General features: G+C 70.3%; 13 protein-coding genes. 7 read left to right on the plus strand and 6 right to left on the minus strand.

From position 1 onward, the window contains the following. Positions 1-84 precede the first annotated feature (84 nt). Both AC4D2F_RS12755 and AC4D2F_RS12760 read left to right on the plus strand, forming a co-directional pair. On the plus strand, positions 85-1,812 hold the full coding sequence (locus AC4D2F_RS12755) for an HNH endonuclease (protein ID WP_490910867.1): 1,728 nt from the start codon (positions 85-87) through the stop codon (positions 1,810-1,812). A gap of 79 nt (positions 1,813-1,891) precedes the next feature. Further along, a complete protein-coding gene (locus AC4D2F_RS12760) occupies positions 1,892-2,470 on the plus strand; it encodes a DUF2231 domain-containing protein (RefSeq protein WP_490910868.1) in 579 nt (192 codons plus the stop codon). Between the two features lie 51 nt (positions 2,471-2,521). On the opposite strand, the gene AC4D2F_RS12765 is transcribed toward AC4D2F_RS12760, so the two are convergent. The 4 genes from AC4D2F_RS12765 to AC4D2F_RS12780 are packed head-to-tail and all read right to left on the minus strand — an operon-like array spanning position 2,522 to position 6,088. Then, positions 2,522-2,917, minus strand: coding sequence for a universal stress protein (locus AC4D2F_RS12765; protein ID WP_104168525.1), 396 nt, complete (start codon positions 2,915-2,917; stop codon positions 2,522-2,524). Continuing rightward, on the minus strand, positions 2,914-4,545 hold the full coding sequence (locus AC4D2F_RS12770; protein ID WP_490910869.1) for a tripartite tricarboxylate transporter permease: 1,632 nt from the start codon (positions 4,543-4,545) through the stop codon (positions 2,914-2,916). The genes AC4D2F_RS12765 and AC4D2F_RS12770 overlap by 4 nt, the downstream gene beginning before the upstream one ends. Next, a complete protein-coding gene (locus AC4D2F_RS12775; protein WP_104168527.1) occupies positions 4,538-5,077 on the minus strand; it encodes a tripartite tricarboxylate transporter TctB family protein in 540 nt (179 codons plus the stop codon). The genes AC4D2F_RS12770 and AC4D2F_RS12775 overlap by 8 nt, the downstream gene beginning before the upstream one ends. Positions 5,078-5,080: 3 nt before the next feature. After that, complete coding sequence (locus tag AC4D2F_RS12780; RefSeq protein ID WP_104168528.1) at positions 5,081-6,088, minus strand: Bug family tripartite tricarboxylate transporter substrate binding protein; 1,008 nt, start codon at positions 6,086-6,088, stop codon at positions 5,081-5,083. 208 nt (positions 6,089-6,296) lie between these two features. Here AC4D2F_RS12780 and AC4D2F_RS12785 point away from each other — a divergent pair, with 208 nt between their 5' ends. The 4 genes from AC4D2F_RS12785 (at position 6,297) to AC4D2F_RS12800 (ending at position 11,606) form a co-directional block, all read left to right on the plus strand. Continuing rightward, the gene (locus AC4D2F_RS12785) at positions 6,297-7,892 is read left to right on the plus strand and encodes an ATP-binding protein (protein ID WP_490910870.1); all 1,596 of its coding nucleotides are present in this window, start codon (positions 6,297-6,299) and stop codon (positions 7,890-7,892) included. Then, the gene (locus AC4D2F_RS12790; RefSeq protein WP_490910871.1) at positions 7,889-8,668 is read left to right on the plus strand and encodes a response regulator; all 780 of its coding nucleotides are present in this window, start codon (positions 7,889-7,891) and stop codon (positions 8,666-8,668) included. The genes AC4D2F_RS12785 and AC4D2F_RS12790 overlap by 4 nt, the downstream gene beginning before the upstream one ends. A gap of 27 nt (positions 8,669-8,695) precedes the next feature. After that, the gene (locus AC4D2F_RS12795) at positions 8,696-9,379 is read left to right on the plus strand and encodes an NADPH-dependent F420 reductase (protein WP_490910872.1); all 684 of its coding nucleotides are present in this window, start codon (positions 8,696-8,698) and stop codon (positions 9,377-9,379) included. A gap of 184 nt (positions 9,380-9,563) precedes the next feature. Beyond that, positions 9,564-11,606: a glycosyltransferase gene (locus tag AC4D2F_RS12800; RefSeq protein ID WP_490910873.1), complete on the plus strand. Its 2,043-nt coding sequence runs from the start codon at positions 9,564-9,566 to the stop codon at positions 11,604-11,606. On the opposite strand, the gene AC4D2F_RS12805 is transcribed toward AC4D2F_RS12800, so the two are convergent. Together AC4D2F_RS12805 and AC4D2F_RS12810 are read right to left on the minus strand one after the other, a co-directional pair. Further along, positions 11,603-12,136 (minus strand): DnaJ family domain-containing protein, encoded by a 534-nt coding sequence (locus AC4D2F_RS12805; RefSeq protein ID WP_104168532.1) that lies wholly within the window; start codon positions 12,134-12,136, stop codon positions 11,603-11,605. The two genes, AC4D2F_RS12800 and AC4D2F_RS12805, sit on opposite strands and share 4 nt — an antisense overlap. Positions 12,137-12,380: 244 nt before the next feature. Beyond that, positions 12,381-14,015, minus strand: coding sequence for a glycoside hydrolase family 13 protein (locus AC4D2F_RS12810; protein WP_490911101.1), 1,635 nt, complete (start codon positions 14,013-14,015; stop codon positions 12,381-12,383). Positions 14,016-14,218: 203 nt separating this feature from the next. On the opposite strand from AC4D2F_RS12810, the gene AC4D2F_RS12815 reads away from it, so the two are divergent. Beyond that, positions 14,219-15,376 carry an ROK family protein gene (locus tag AC4D2F_RS12815; protein ID WP_490910874.1) on the plus strand — a complete coding sequence of 386 codons (1,158 nt, stop codon included), beginning with the start codon at positions 14,219-14,221 and terminating at the stop codon, positions 15,374-15,376. The last annotated feature ends 29 nt before the right edge of the window (positions 15,377-15,405 follow it).

The raw sequence follows: 15,405 nt of genomic DNA on the forward strand, positions 1-15,405 counted from the left end.
GGGACCCCAAACAGAGTCATGTCGCAACCCAGACGATCAGTATTAGTTATTGTGTTCTATTCGTAACGCAGTAGAATAGAACACATGTTCGATAGTGTTCATGACGGAGGATTCACGCTCGACCCATACAGGCCGAGCGTGGGCACTTCGGTGGTCCGTGGATGGATCACGAGCCTTGCATCCTCGAACAGATCCCGGACGTCGCCGCCCGCTGGCCCGTGGCTGCCCACTGGCTCCTCCCTACCTGCTGGCTCATCGCCGCCCGCTACTGCAGACGGTGATTCCGCCGTCACCTGTACCTCCTGCGGCAGGCTGCCCGTCGCAGCCACGCCTGATGCCGTCCCCGAGGGCTACGAGGAGTCATTGGTCTCCCACCTGCGAGCGCTTGAAGACCTGAAGAGTGCGCTGGCTGCAGACCAGGCCCGCGCAGCCCTGGCGCTGGATACCGCTCGACGACGGGCCGAGGCGGCTGCCGGGATGCCGGCCGACCAGCGCGGCCGGGGCGTCGGTGCCGAAGTCGCCCTGGCACGGCGCGAATCTCCCCACCAGGGCTCACGGTTACTGGGGTTGGCCCGGACACTGCTCAACGATATGCCGCACACCCTCGCAGCCCTCGAATCCGGTCAGCTCAACGAGTGGCGCGCCACCGTGATCGTCCGCGAGACCATCTGCCTGAGCGCCGAGAACCGTCGGGCCGTGGACAGGGAACTGGCGGCCAATACCGGCGCACTCGAAGGTGTCGGCACCCAGGGGCTGAAGAACCGGACGCGCAAGATCGCCCTGCGGCTCGAGCCCGAGGCCGCTGTGGCGAGGGCCCGAAAAGCCGTCAGCGAGCGCTATGTCAGCTGCCGGCCCGCCCCGGACACCATGGCCTATCTGACCGCCCTGCTTCCCGCCGCCGAGGCCATCAGCGCCTACTCTGCTCTCTCGCGCCATGCCGACACGCAGGTCAGCGCTGGGGAGAGCCACGCGCGCGGACGTGGGCAACTGATGGCCGACGCCTTCGTCGAGCGTCTGACCGGCACGCCTGCCGGATCGGTACGAGTCGACGTGCAACTGATCATGACCGACCGCACCCTGCTTCGGGGAGAGAGCGAGCCGGCGTACCTGCCCGGCTACGGGTGCGTCCCGGCGCAGTACGCCCGGGACCTCCTCCGGAGTGGCCCCGGCAGCTGTGGCACCTCACGAGGGACCACCGCCGATACCCGGGACACAGGGGGCGTCTGGGGCCCGTTGGACACTCCGGGCACCGTGGCCGAAGCCGATGACAAGACCAGCGGCAGGAGCCGTCGGAGGTCCAGCATCAACGGTGGCACCAGCAACACCGTCCCTGTCCCTGTCCCTGTCCGTGGCGGTGATGGTGGCGGCGCCGATGATTCCGCCACCCGGGTCTGGTTGCGGCGGCTCTACACCGCCCCGGACACCGGCCGACTGGTGGCGATGGACTCCCGGGCCCGGGTCTTCCCGCCAGGACTGCGTCGCCTGATCGCCGCAAGGGACGCGACCTGCCGTACGCCGTACTGCGACGCGCCAATCCGGCATGCCGATCACATCGTCCCGTGGCGCCTCACCGGCACCACGAGCGCCGATGGTGGGCAGGGGTTGTGCGAGAGCTGCAACTACATCAAGGAAGCGCTCGGCTGGTCGTCACGACCGCTGCCCGGACCACGGCACGCGATCGAACGGCGCACCCCCACCGGCCACACGTATGCCTCCACCGCATCGCCCCTCCCCGGAACGTCCCCGCCGCGGAGGACGCCACGGCCTGTGCACTCGGTGATCGACCTCGTCCTCCACCCGGCCGCCGCGTAGCCGTGGACGGGCTACTTCCTACGCCGGAGGGACCTCTGGCCCTGTGCCTCCCCGCCGAACGTGCCTATCGTCCTGCATCGTGAATGAATTGACGTTTCCCCAGCGAGCAGCCCGGTCCGTGGGGGCGAGCCCCCTCTCGGAGAAGGTCGCGAGGGCGCAGGAGATCGTGTACGGCCCGTTGATCGACCGGGTACGGCGCAGCCCTTTCCACACCGACGTCCTCGGCCATTCGATCCATCCGCCACTCACCGACGTGACGCTCGGGTGCTGGCTCAGTGCGTCCGTCCTCGACGTGGGCGGCGGAGTGCAATCCCGCAGCAGTGCCACGCTGCTGGTCGGAACCGGGGTGGTGGCCGCCGTGCCGACGGCGCTGTCCGGTGCCGCCGACTGGGCAGGCATGGAGGGAGCCGAGCGCCGGATCGCGGCGGTGCACGGACTCGGCGTCGACATCGCCATCTTCCTCTTCCTCGGGTCGCTGATAGCCCGCAGTCGCGGCCGCTTCGCCCTGGGCACACGGCTCGGCCTTGCCGGCAATGCCGTCATGGCGGGCTCCGGATTCCTCGGCGGTCATCTCGCGCTCAACCGTGGGACCGCCCGCCGCACAGGATCGCCCGACGGTAACACGCCGGAGGGCGGAGGCCCGGCCGGAGCACCCTGACGGCGGGCCTCCCTCAAGGAGACCCGCCGTCGTCGTCATCGGATCAAGCCGTCAGGGCAGCTTGACCGCCAGGACGTTGCAGCGGGCCGACAGCAGGATGGTCTGCGCCGTCGAGCCCATGATCAGCTTGCCCACCGGCGTTCGGTGCCGCAGCCCGATCACGATCAGCTCGGCACCCAGTTCCTCCGCCGTGTCCACGACCTCCTCGGCCGCCGTGGCTTCGGAGATGCTGTGGCGGACCGAGAACGGCACGCCGGTGGCCCGGAGCAGGGCGTCGAGCTTCGAGACGTCGTCGGCGTCGGCGTAGGCCGGGTTCACGAGGCGGTCGGCGCGCGTGGTGTTGATGACCACGAGCTCGGCCTCCCTGCGCCGGGCCTCCTCGACGGCTTGGGAGACGGCGGCCTCCCCCAGTGCGTTGGGCACGTAGCCCACCACGATCGTGCTCATCGGCCGGTGTCCTCTCGGTTGGGCGGGTCTACCGGCGTCGCGGTCGTCGCGACCGCGGCGTCGGACCCGGATACGGTTGCGGTTCCCCGCACGACGTCGGACGCGTCGGCATTGGCGGCCACCATCGCCTCGAACTGGCGCTGACGGCGCTTGAGGAGGAGGGACAGCGCGAAGATGATGATCAGGACCACGTAGATCGTCGCTGCGACCGGCGACTGCACGAGCGCCACGGGATCACCCTGCGAGATCGCGAGCGAGCGCCGCAGCTGACTCTCGAAGATGGGCCCGAGGATCAGCCCCACCACCATCGGCGCGATCGGATAGCCGTAGCGGCGCATGAAGAACCCGAGGATGCCCACGATGAGCAGGATGATCACGTCGATCGGCGTGAAGTTCACCGAGAACGCACCCAGCACCGCGAACACCAGGATGCCCGCGTACAGGTAGGGCCGGGGGATCTGGAGGATCTTGACCCAGATGCCCACGAGCGGCAGGTTCAGCACGAGCAGCATCAGGTTGCCGACGTAGAGGCTCGCGATGAGCGCCCACACGAGCGTGCTGTTGGACTCGAAGAGCTGCGGCCCCACGGGGATCTGGTAGCGCTGGAACGCCACGAGCATCATGGCGGCGGTCGCCGTCGTCGGGATGCCCAGCGTCAGCAGCGGCACGAGGACACCGGCGGCCGCCGCGTTGTTCGCCGCTTCCGGACCGGCCACGCCCTCGATGGCGCCCTTGCCGAACTGCTTCTTGTGCTCGCCCTTCGCGAGCTTGCGCTCGGAGGCGTAGGAGAGGAAGGTCGCCACGTCCGCGCCGCCTGCGGGGATGGTGCCCACGGGGAACCCGATCATGGTGCCGCGGAGCCATGGCTTCCAGGAGCGGCGGAGGTCCTCCTTGCGGAGCCAGCTGGTCCAGCCCCCGGTGACCGGGATGACCTTGATGGGTCCGTGACGGAGTCGGGACGCCACGTAGAGGGCCTCGCCGACGGCGAACAGCGCGACGGCGACGAGGACGACGTCGATCCCGTCCGCCAGGAACGGGCTGCCGAACGTGTAGCGCTGCTGGGCGGTGAGCGCGTCGAACCCGACGAGCGCGATGAACAGGCCGAGTCCCAGGGACGCCAGGCCGCGCAGTACCGAGGATCCGAGGAGCGCGCCGACCGTCAGGAACGCCACGATCATGAGGGCCACGTACTCGACGGGGCCGATCTGCACGGCGAAGGCGGCCACGTACGGTGCCACGAAGCTCAGCAGCACCGTGGCGATGGTGCCTGCCACGAACGAGCCGACGGCCGCCGTCGCCAGCGCGGCAGCACCCCTGCCGGCCTTGGCCATCTTGTTGCCCTCGAGCGCCGTGACGATCGAGGACGACTCCCCGGGGGTGTTCAGCAGGATCGAGGTCGTGGACCCGCCGTACATGCCGCCGTAGTAGATGCCGGCGAAGACGATGATCGCCGCCGTCGGCTCGAGGCTGTAGGTGATGGGCATGAGCAGCGCGACCGTCATGGCCGGGCCGATACCCGGCAGGACGCCGACCGCGGTGCCGACGAGCACACCGCCGAGTGCGAAGAGCAGGTACATGGGCTGCATCGCCGTGGCGAAGCCCTCCATCAGCAGCAGGAAGTTATCCACCGAACACACCGAACCCTTCGAGGAAGCCCGGGGGCAGCGAGACGCCGAGGAGCCCGGCGAAGACGAACTGCAGCACCAGGGCCAGGACGACGGCGGTGACCAGGTTGCGCCACCACGGGCGGGCGCCGAGGGACCAGGCGGCGCCGAAGAACAGGATCGCGGCGGCGAGGGGCCACCCGAGCGGGACGATCAGGAAGGCGTGCAGCAGCACGAACCCCGCGAGCTTCCCGACGGTCAGCCAGTCGGTCTTCGCGTCGAGATCCACGTCCTCGCCCTCGTCCGCAGCACCCCGGTGGCCGCGGAGCACCTGGAACACCAGGCCCGCCCCGACCACGAGGAGCAGTCCGGAGACGGCGAACGGGAAGGCCCGAGGCCCGATGTCGCTGGCCGACGGCGGCGTCTGGATGCCGGCCCCCGCCACGAAGCCGAGGACGCCGATGCTCACGATGATGAGCGCGAAGATCAGCTCACCGACCGGCTTTCCGGGAGCGGCGGCGGTGCCGCTCCCCGCGTTCTGGACCGAGGTACTCATGGTCTAGAGCAGCCCGATGTCGGTGAGGGTCGTCTTGACGCTCGCGATGTCCTCGTCGAGGAAGGTCTCGAACTCCTCACCGGCGAGGAAGGCATCGGCCCAGTTGTTCTCCTCGAGGGTGGCCTTCCAGGTGTCGGTGGCATGCAGGTCGGTGACGAGCTGCGTGAGGGCTTCCGCCTGGGCGTCGTCGATGCTGCCGGGGGCGACGACGCCGCGCCAGTTGGTCAGCACGAGCTCGATGCCCTCCTCCGTGAGGGTCGGGGTGTCGGGCAGCTGGGGTGCGGCGTCCTCGCCGGACACCGCGAGGGCGCGCAGCTTGCCCGAGTTCACCTGCTCGGCGTACTCGCCCACGCCCGAGATGCCGGCGTTCACCTTGTTGCCGAGCAGGGCGGCGAGTGACTCGCCGCCGCCCGAGTACGGGATGTAGTTCAGGTTCTCGGGCGCGATGCCTGCTTCCTTCAGGACGGAACCGGCGAGGATGTGGTCCGCGCCGCCGGCCGAGCCGCCCGTGATGGAGACGCCCTGCCCCTTGGCCTCGATGTCGTCGAGCAGGTCCTGCACGGTCTGGTAGGGCGAATCGGCGGGCACCACGATCACGAGGGGCTCCTCGGTGAGGCGGGCGATCGGCGTCGTGTCCTCGATGCGGTTGGCGGCGTTGTTGGTCTCGACGGCGCCGACCATCACGTAGCCCATGACCATGAGGGTGTTCGGATCCGTCTCGGTGGCGAGCTTCGCGAGGCCGTTGGTGCCGCCGGCGCCGCCGACGTTGACGACGGACGCGTTGCCCACGAGATCGTTCTCCTTGAGGTCGGTCTCCATGGCCCGGCCCGTCTGGTCCCACCCTCCCCCGGGATCGGCGGGGACCACGATGTTGAGCTTTTCGATGGTTCCTTCCGCCTCCCCGGCGCTGGTGCTCTCCGTCATGGAGCCGCAGGCCGAGAGGGCGAGCGCGGAGGCGAGGGCGAGGGCGGTGAGGCTCGAACGGCGCGCCGTTGTGCGATCGATCGTCATGGTTGTTCTCTTCCTTGAGATGTACTGCGGGATGGACTGCCAGATGTGATGCGGGTCACCACTGCTGATCTCAGGCTAGGAAGCCGTCCGAGCGGCGGTAAAGCATGCGGTCGTAGTGCTCGTAGTGGTCTTTGTGGTCATAGCGGCTCGACGGAACGGACGATTGTGACGCGACGGCGCGTGTCACACTATGAGGATGATCAGGACGATGCCGCTTCGATCACAGTTGTTCCTGCTGCAGCTGGCCATCGTGCTCGTCATCGTCGCCGTCGCCGGGTCCACCGCCGTCGCCATGCAGCGGCTGCAGATCCGCGAGCAGTACCAGGACCGCATGATCGGCGTCGCCCAGTCCGTCGCGCAGCTGCCCTCCGTGATCGAGGCGTTCGGCGAAGCGGATCCCAGCGCGACCATCCAGCCGATCGCCGACCTCATCCGCCAGTCCACGGGGGTGACCTACGTCGTCGTCACCGATGCCGACGGCATCCGGTACTCCCACCCCAATCCGGAACTGATCGGCGAACGGGTCTCCACCGACCCCTCCGTCCCGCTCTCGGGTGAGATCTTCGTGGGCACGCAGACCGGCACGCTGGGCGAGTCCTGGCGCGTGAAGGTCCCCGTGTACGACGACGGCACCACCACCGGAGCCATCATCGGCACGGCGTCGGTGGGCGTCCTCGAATCCGAGCTCGACGCCGATCTCTACGAGGACCTCCCCCGCCTGCTCGCGTGGCTGATCGTCGCCGCACTGGTCGGCTCGGCCGGCGCAATCTGGATCTCGCGGCTCGTCTGGCGGCGCATCTACCGGCTCGAGCCCGAGCAGATCGCGTCCCTCCTCGAGACACGCGACGCCATGATCCACGGCATCAGCGAGGGCATGGTCGCCGTCGACGCCCACCACCGGATCGCGCTCCTCAACGACGAGGCGAAGCGACTGCTCGACCTCGACGACGACGCCACCGGCCGGACCGCCGCCGACGTCATGGAACCCGCCCTCGCCCGGCTCCTCACCGACCCCGCGGACACCGACGAGACGGTGCTCTCCGGCGAGCGCGTGCTGCTCGCCCGCACCTCGGACGCCCTCGTGGACGGCGTCCGCGTAGGGCGGGTCATGATCCTCCGTGACCGCACCGAGCTCTACCAGCTGCTCACCGACCTCGACGGCGAGCGCGACGCCACGCAGGCCCTCCGCGCGCAGGCACACGAGTTCGCGAACCGCATGCACACCATCTCCGGCCTGCTGGAGCTCGGCCGCACGGAACAGGCCGTGGACTTCATCCAGCGTTCCGGGCACGGCGGGTCACTGGTCTCCGGTTCGATCGCCCCGGGCATCCGGGACCCGGACGCCGCGAGCCTGCTCATGACCAAGAGCACCATCGCCGCGGAGAAGGGCGTCACGCTGTCCATCGACGAGACCTCCATGCTGGAGTCCGACGGCACCACCGACGTCGTCACCATCCTCGGCATCCTGATCGACAACGCGCTGGAGGCCGTGGCCGACGCCGCGTCGGGCCGGGTCTCCGTGCACCTCGAGACGAACGACGACGGCGTGCGCATCACGGTCTCCGACGACGGACCCGGCGTCCCGCCCGAGGACGTGACGGGCATCTTCTCGTCCGGGTACTCGACGAAGGACGGCGGCCGGACCGGCACGCGCGGCTTCGGCCTCGCACTCGTGGACAGGATCGCGCGTCGGCGCTCCGGGCACGTCGTCGTCGACGATGCCGAGCTCGGCGGCGCCGAGTTCACGGTCTGGCTCGCGCCGTCGCTCGCCGACGTGCCCCGACCCACCCTGCAGGTGCCATGAGCGCCGCCGCACCGATCCCCACCCTCGTGGTCGACGACGACCGCGAGGTCGCCGGCATCCACACCGGGTTCCTGCTGGCCCATGGCTCCTTCGACGTCGTCGGGGCCGCGCACACCGGCGCCCGCGCCCTCGACCTCGTGCAGGAGCTGCAGCCCCGGCTCGTGCTGCTGGACATCCACCTCCCGGACATGTCGGGGATCGAGGTGCTCCGGGCGCTGCGGAACCGGCCGGGCGAGCCCCTCGACGTCATGGCGATCACGGCCGCCCGCGAACTCGACACCGTGCGGGCCGCGGTGGCCGGCGGGGTGCTGCACTACCTCGTGAAACCCTTCGGCGCCGCGGTCCTGAACCAGCGGCTGGACCACTACGTGGCGTATCGGCGGGAGCTCGACGCCCACGCCGGGGACAGCTCGCCGGCCCTGGACCAGCACCGGATCGACCAGCTCCTCGGCACGACGGCGGGCTCGGGCGGCAGGCCGTCGGGGCCGAGGGAGACGACCGGGACCACCGCGCTCGCGCCCCCGAAGGGACTCTCCGCGCCGACGCTCGACGCCGTCGTCCTGGATCTCGCCGGGCAGGGGCGCGGGACGTCGGCGTCCGAGGTCGCGGCCCGGCTCGGCATGGCCCGCGTGAGTGCCCGGCGCTATCTCGAATTCCTCGTCTCCCGCGGGCAGGCGCGGATCGTCCCGCAGTACGGTTCCGCGGGCCGGCCGGAGAAGTTCTACGTGTGGACGGACGGCGCTCCCCGCGGCCGGGGCGCGGCGGCCGAGGAATAACACCGACTCCGGGAGGTTGATCAGGGCATGACCGACAACGCGACAGACCAGGCAGGCGCCCCCCGCACCACGATCGGCTTCATCGGCAGTGGCAACATCGGCTCCCAGCTCGCCCGCCTCGCCGTCGCCGGCGGCTACCGGGTGATCCTGAGCAACTCCCGCGGCCCCGGGACGCTGCGGGACCTCGTCGAGGAGCTCGGTGACGCGGCGCGCGCCGGCACCGCCGAGGATGCGGCGACGGGCGGCGACGTCGTCGTCGTGACCGTCCCGCTCAGGAGCCTCGACGCCGTCCCCGCGGAGCCCCTCGCCGGCAAGCTGGTGATCGACACGTGCAACTACTATCCGCAGCGTGACGGCCGGATCGACGACCTCGAGGACGAGAGCACGACGACGAGCGAGCTCGTCCAGCGCCACCTGCCCGGATCCTCCGTGGTGAAGGTGTTCAACACCATTTACTACGCGCAGCTCACCACGGACGGCACACCGACCGGCACTCCCGACCGCCGCGCACTGCCCATCGCCGGGGACGACCCCGACGCCAAGCAGGCGGTGGAGGAACTCCTCGACGGGTTCGGCTTCGACGCCGTGGATGCGGGCCCCCTCGCGGAGGGCTGGCGCTTCCAGCGCGACACCCCCGCCTACGGCGCCGTGCTCGACGCCGCAGGCATGACGGAGGCACTGGGCCAGGCCAGGCGCTACGCCGACATGTGAGGGACCTACGCCCGGCCCGGCCGGTCCTCGGGTATTTTTGTCCCAGTGCTTCATGGTCCCCCGCGACCCGGTGAGCGTCTCAGTGCGGCCGGCCCGGCGCACATAAGTCACCGTCAGTGCGTCAGCGCACGGAAGCAGAAGTGGAACGTGCTGCCGCATGGGGACAGTGACAACCGATCGGTCCGTGGATCCTTCACGCCGGAACGACTCCTTCGGGGGCCGCACCCTCCTGATCCGTGCCATCGTGCTCGTGACGGCGGTCCTCGGCGTCAACTACATCGCCTGGCGATGGCTCTTCTCGATCAACTGGGACGCCTGGTGGATCGCGATCCCGCTCGTCCTGGCGGAGACCTACTCCCTCATCGACTCCCTGCTGTTCGGCTTCACCGTGTGGAGGCTCAGGAGGCGCGAGCCCCCGGAGGCTCCCGAGGGCCTCACCGTGGACGTCTTCATCACCACGTACAACGAGCCGCTGGACCTCGTCCTGACGACGGCGCGGGCCGCGAAGGCCATCCGCTATCCCCACCAGACCTGGATCCTCGACGACGGCAACCGCGCCGACGTCCGGGCGGCCGCGGAGGCTGAGGGCATCGGGTGGATCACGCGCTCGGCGGACTGGAAGGACATGCCGCGCCATGCCAAGGCCGGCAACCTGAACAACGCGCTCATGTCCACGGACGGCGAGTTCCTCGTCATCCTCGACGCGGACCAGATCCCCGACCCCCTCATCCTGGACAGGACCCTCGGGTACTTCACCAACGAGAAGATGGCCCTGGTCCAGACCCCGCAGGTCTTCGTCAACGTCCCGGACTCGGACCCCCTGGGGAGCCAGGCGCCGCTCTTCTACGGGCCCATCCAGCAGGGCAAGGACGGCTGGAACGCCGCCTTCTTCTGCGGGTCGAACGCGATCATCCGGCGCGAGGCGCTCATGCAGCTCGGGGTCACGCGCTACGTCACGGAGATCGAGCTCGCCCTGCACAAGGCGCTCAAGACCTCCGACAAGGTCATCGCGAAGGCCAAGAAGAACCTCGGCTCGGACAACGAGCGGGTGGCCGAGGCGCTGGACCTCGTGGCGAAGGATCTCCGCCGGGTCCGCCGTCGCCTGCAGAAGGGCCACGGCATCTCCGAGGTGACCTACGAGTTCCAGCAGCGTGTCGTGGCGGTGACCCGCACCCTGGTCGCCGCGGACATCGCCGCGTTCCACGACGACCTGGCCTCCCTGGCCGACCTCGGCATCGACGGCCTGGAGGGCGGGCTGCAGGGTGCATCGGCGAGCACCCCCGCGCTCGCCGTCGTCGACGACACCGCCCTCGACCAGCTGGCCCAGCGCGCCTGGTCGCCGCTGGCGGCGATCGACGCCGTCCGCGTCCTCATCGAGTCGGTCAACGCCGAGCGCACCGGCGAGGCGCAGGCCGTCATGCCGATGGCCACCATCTCCGTCACCGAGGACATGGCCACGTGCATGCGCCTGCACTCCCTGGGCTGGGAGTCCGCGTACCATCACGAGAAGCTCGCCGACGGCCTGGCGCCCGAGGACCTCAACTCGATGCTGACCCAGCGCCTGCGCTGGGCGCAGGGGACCATCCAGGTGATGTTCCGCGAGAACCCGTTCGCGCAGAAGGGCCTGACGTTCGCCCAGAAGCTCATGTACGGGGCCACGATGTGGAGCTACCTCTCCGGGTTCGCCGCGATCATCTACATCGCGGCGCCCATCATCTACCTCCTCTTCGGCATCCTCCCGGTGGACTCCATCAGCACCGAGTTCTTCGTGCGGCTGATCCCGTTCCTGGTGGTCAACCAGCTCCTGTTCGCGGTCGTCGGCAAGGGGGTCAGGACGTGGCGCGGGCAGCAGTACTCGCTCGCCCTGTTCCCCGTCTGGATCCGGTCCATCACCTCGGCGTTCGGGAACGTCTACCTGGGCCGCGACCTGGACTTCGCCGTGACGCCGAAGACCCTGCAGCAGGACGCCGCCCTGCGCTGGGACCTCGTGAAGCCGCAGCTCTGGGCGATGGGCCTGCTGGCCGGGGCGGCCGTCGTCGGCATCATCCGCATGATCCTCGGGCACGGGGACATCCTCGGGACGTCCGTCAACATCGTGTGGGTGATCTTCGACCTCGTCATCTTCAGCGTCATCATCGAGGCCGTCCGCTACCGCGGGTACGAGCACTACCAGGCGGACATCGCGAAGGCGAAGGCCCGGCAGGACGCGAAGGGGATCCCCGGCTAGCTCCTGCCCCGCCAGAGCCGGCGCCAGAAGGAGGTCCTCGGCGGGGGCGGCGGGGCCTCCGCATCGGCGGCACGGCGGGCCGCCGCCCGGCGGTCACGCCAGCGCTGCACCTCGGCGTCGACGTCGCGCAGCTTCGTGACGACGGGCGGGCCGCCGAGGAGCTGGCGCCGGGCGTCGACCACCCGGTAGTTGAAGTCCTCGAGGACCTCGCGGACCTGGCGCTCCGTGTACTGGCGGTCGAGCCGGGCGTCGAGTTCGGCGTCCTCGGTGCGCAGCAGGATGGCGCGCGGGCCCAGGCCCGTGATGTTCTCGCGCTGGATCAGGCCCTTGACCCACCAGTCCGGGTCGTGGGCCTCCCCCAGCCCGGGGATCGGCTTGCCCGCGAGGGCCAGGTTGTCGAAGTCGCCGCGCGCCACGGCGCGGTCCACGATGAGGCGCGCCCGCCGGGCCTCGTCCTCGCCCCGGCGCAGCGGCGCCATCTCCCCGTCCGCCTTCCCGCCGTCGTCGTTCTGGCGTTCCAGTTCGGCCATGGCGGCGCCCTCATCGCCCTCATCGCCCTGGGCAGCACGGTACTGGGCTGCCTTGCGCAGCCTCTCCTCGTGTTCCTGTGACCTGCCGATGCCGCTGCCCTCCCGTATGCCGTCCCTCCAGTATTCCGAGGCGCCGGATCCTGCCGCAACCGATTTCCCTGCGGACGAACGGCCTGCCGCGGCGGGGTACGACGACGGCGGGCCACCCCCGGGAGGGCGACCCGCCGTCGGCGCGGAGGACGTGCTAGACGAGCCAGGCCGTCGCGTCGCCCGGCAGCCTGCCGTCCTCGAGCGGCGAGCTGCTCAGCAGCACCGTGCCCGCGGGCAGGTCCACCGGCATCGACCCGAAGTTGGTCACGGAGTGCCAGCCGTTCGGGCGCGTGAAGTGGAGGACGTCCGCGGAGGGCTCGTCGACCCACTCGAAGTCCTCCTCGCCCTGCAGCTCGCGGCGCAGCGCGAGCGCACGGCGGTAGAAGCTGAGGTGGGAGGCGGGGTCCGCCTCCTGCACCTCGACGGCGTACTCGCCGAACCACGCCGGCTGCGGCAGGTGCGCACCCTCGAACCCGAAGCCGAAGGACGCGCCGTCCCGCGTCCACGGCAGCGGCACGCGGCAGCCGTCACGACCCACGTCGACGCCCTTGTTCCGGAAGAACGTGGGATCCTGCCGGTGCTCGTCCGGGATGTCGGCGACCTCGTGCAGGCCGAGCTCCTCGCCCTGGTACAGGTAGGCGGAGCCGGGCAGGGCGAGCATGAGCTGGGAGACGGCGCGGGCACGGCGCTCGCCGAGCGCCGTGTCCAGCGCGGGCTCCTGGCCCCCGCTCATCAGCCAGGCCGAGCCGTCCTGGCCGTCCTCGCTGCCGGCGCCGGCGGGCGGCAGGCCGTAGCGCGTGGCATGCCGGACGACGTCGTGGTTGGAGAAGACCCAGGTCGACGACGCCCCGGAGGAGGTCGCCTCGACGAGGTTCTTGGTGATGATGTCGCGGAACTGGCCGGGATTCCAGTCGGCCTTGAGGAGGTCGAAGTTGAACGCCTGGCCGAGCCCCTCGGGGCTCGCGTAGCGGGCGCGGCGGTCGGCGTGGACCCACGCCTCGGCGACGGCGGTGCGCGGCGGCGTGTACTCGTTGAACACCCGGCGCCATTCGGCGAAGACCTCGTGGACCTCGTCGCGGTCCCAGAAGGGGTGCTTGCCCTGGTTGTTCCCGCCCTCGGGACCGAGCTCGGCCTTGGAGGGCAGCGGCTCGGTCATGTCCTTGGTGAGGGCATGGGCCACGTCCACCCGGAAGCCGTCGACGCCGCGGTCGGACCAGAAGCGGAGGGTCGTCAGGAAGTCGTCGCGGACCTCCCGGTTGTCCCAGTTCAGGTCCGGCTGCTCCCGGGCGAAGATGTGCATGTACCACTGGCCGTCCTCGGTCCGCTCCCAGGCGGGACCGCCGAACACGGACTCCCAGTCCGACGGCGGCTCCGAGCCGTCGGGGCCCTTGCCGTCGTGGAAGATGTAGCGGGCGCGGGCGGCGGACTCCCTGGGTGAGGCCAGTGCCTCCTGGAACCACGCGTGGCGGTTGGAGGTGTGGTTGGGGACGATGTCCGCGACGAGCTTGATGCCCGCCGCGTGCAGGGCGGCGACCATCTCGTCGAAGTCCTCGAGCGTGCCGAGCTTGGGGTCGACGTCGCGGTAGTCGTCGACGTCGTACCCGCCGTCGGCGAGCGCGGACGGGTAGAAGGGGCTCAGCCACACGGCGTCCACGCCGAGCGACTTCAGGTACGGGATGCGGGACGTGATGCCCTTGAGGTCACCGATGCCGTCGCCGTTGGAATCGGCGAAGCTCCGGGGATAGATCTGGTAGACGGCGGCCTGGCGCCACCAGTCCGGATCCTGCATGCGCTCCGCGAGCGCCGCGGCGGACAGTTCGGTGGCGGCGTCGACCGCGGAATCGACGTCGGGATTGACGGTGGAAGTCATAGGGTGTGCCTCTCTGGTCCTGAAGTGTGGGCACGGACGTGCCGGCACCGCGATGCGTCGGTCGGTACTCCACTCCCGATTAGTTTTGCGATAGAAAATAAGGGATGTCAAAGGAACGGCGGATGCGGGGAGGTGTTGTGGTGGACGCGGTCTCGTCTCTCGCCCCCTCCGGCCCCGCGCGGGCGCTGGCGCGCGAGGTCCTGATCCGCGGCCCCATCTCCCGCGGGGACCTCGCGACACGCCTCGGTCTGTCGGTCGCCAGCCTCACCCGCCTGAGCAGGCCGCTCCTCGACGCCGGCGTGCTCCGCGAATCCGAGGAGGCCGGCGCGGCCTCCATCGGACGCCCCGTCCGCCCCCTCGAGGTCAGCCCGGACGCGCACCGGTTCGTGGGCGTCAAGCTCACCGGAGACACCGCCTCGGCGGTCGCCACGAACTTCAGGGCCGACGTCGTCGGGGCCGGCGAACGCACGCTGCCGGGCCATGCCGTGGAGGACGTGGTCGGCGCCATCGTCGACGCCGTCGCCGACCTCGGCGCGATCGACAGGTTCAGCGGCATCGGCATCAGCATCGGCGGCAGGGTCAACGCCGACTCCTCCGTGTTGCGTGCTCCGTTCCTCGGCTGGCGCGACGTCCCCCTCGCCGACCTCGTCCAGCAGCGGACCGGACTGCCCGTCGTCGTGGAGAACGACGTCGTCGCGCTCACCATCGCGGAGCAGTGGTTCGGCGCCGGACGCGGCGAGAAGGACTTCGCCGTCCTGACCGTCGGCGCCGGGGTGGGCTACGGGCTCGTGATCAACGACGTCGTCATCGCCCCACCGGACGCCGGGCTGGGCCTCGTGGGGCACTATCCGCTCGAACCCGACGGGCCGCGCTGCACGGACGGCCACCGCGGCTGCTCGTCGGCCGTCCTCACCATCCCGGCCATCCGCTCCCGGTTCGCCGCCTCCACCGGCGACCAGCGCTCCTACGAGGAGGTCCTCGCGCTCGCGGCCCAGGGGCATCCCGTGGCGGGCGGCGTGGTGGAGGCCGCCGGCGCCGCCCTCGGCCTGCTGGTGTCCGCCGTCGCGAACCTCACGATGGTGGACCTCGTCATCCTCTCCGGCGAAGGCATGGCCCTCGCCGACGTCGCGGCGCCGTCGCTGCACGCCGCGATCGACGCCCACCGGGACCCGGAGGCGTCCCCCGTCCGGCTGAGCCGGCAGCCGACCGACTTCGCCCAGTGGGCGCGCGGGGCCGCCGCCGTCGCCATCCAGCGCACCATCCTCGGCACGCTGCGCTGACGCAGGACGCGCCCGGTCCGGAATTATTC

This window comes from Arthrobacter sp. TJ-263 (assembly GCF_058269155.1).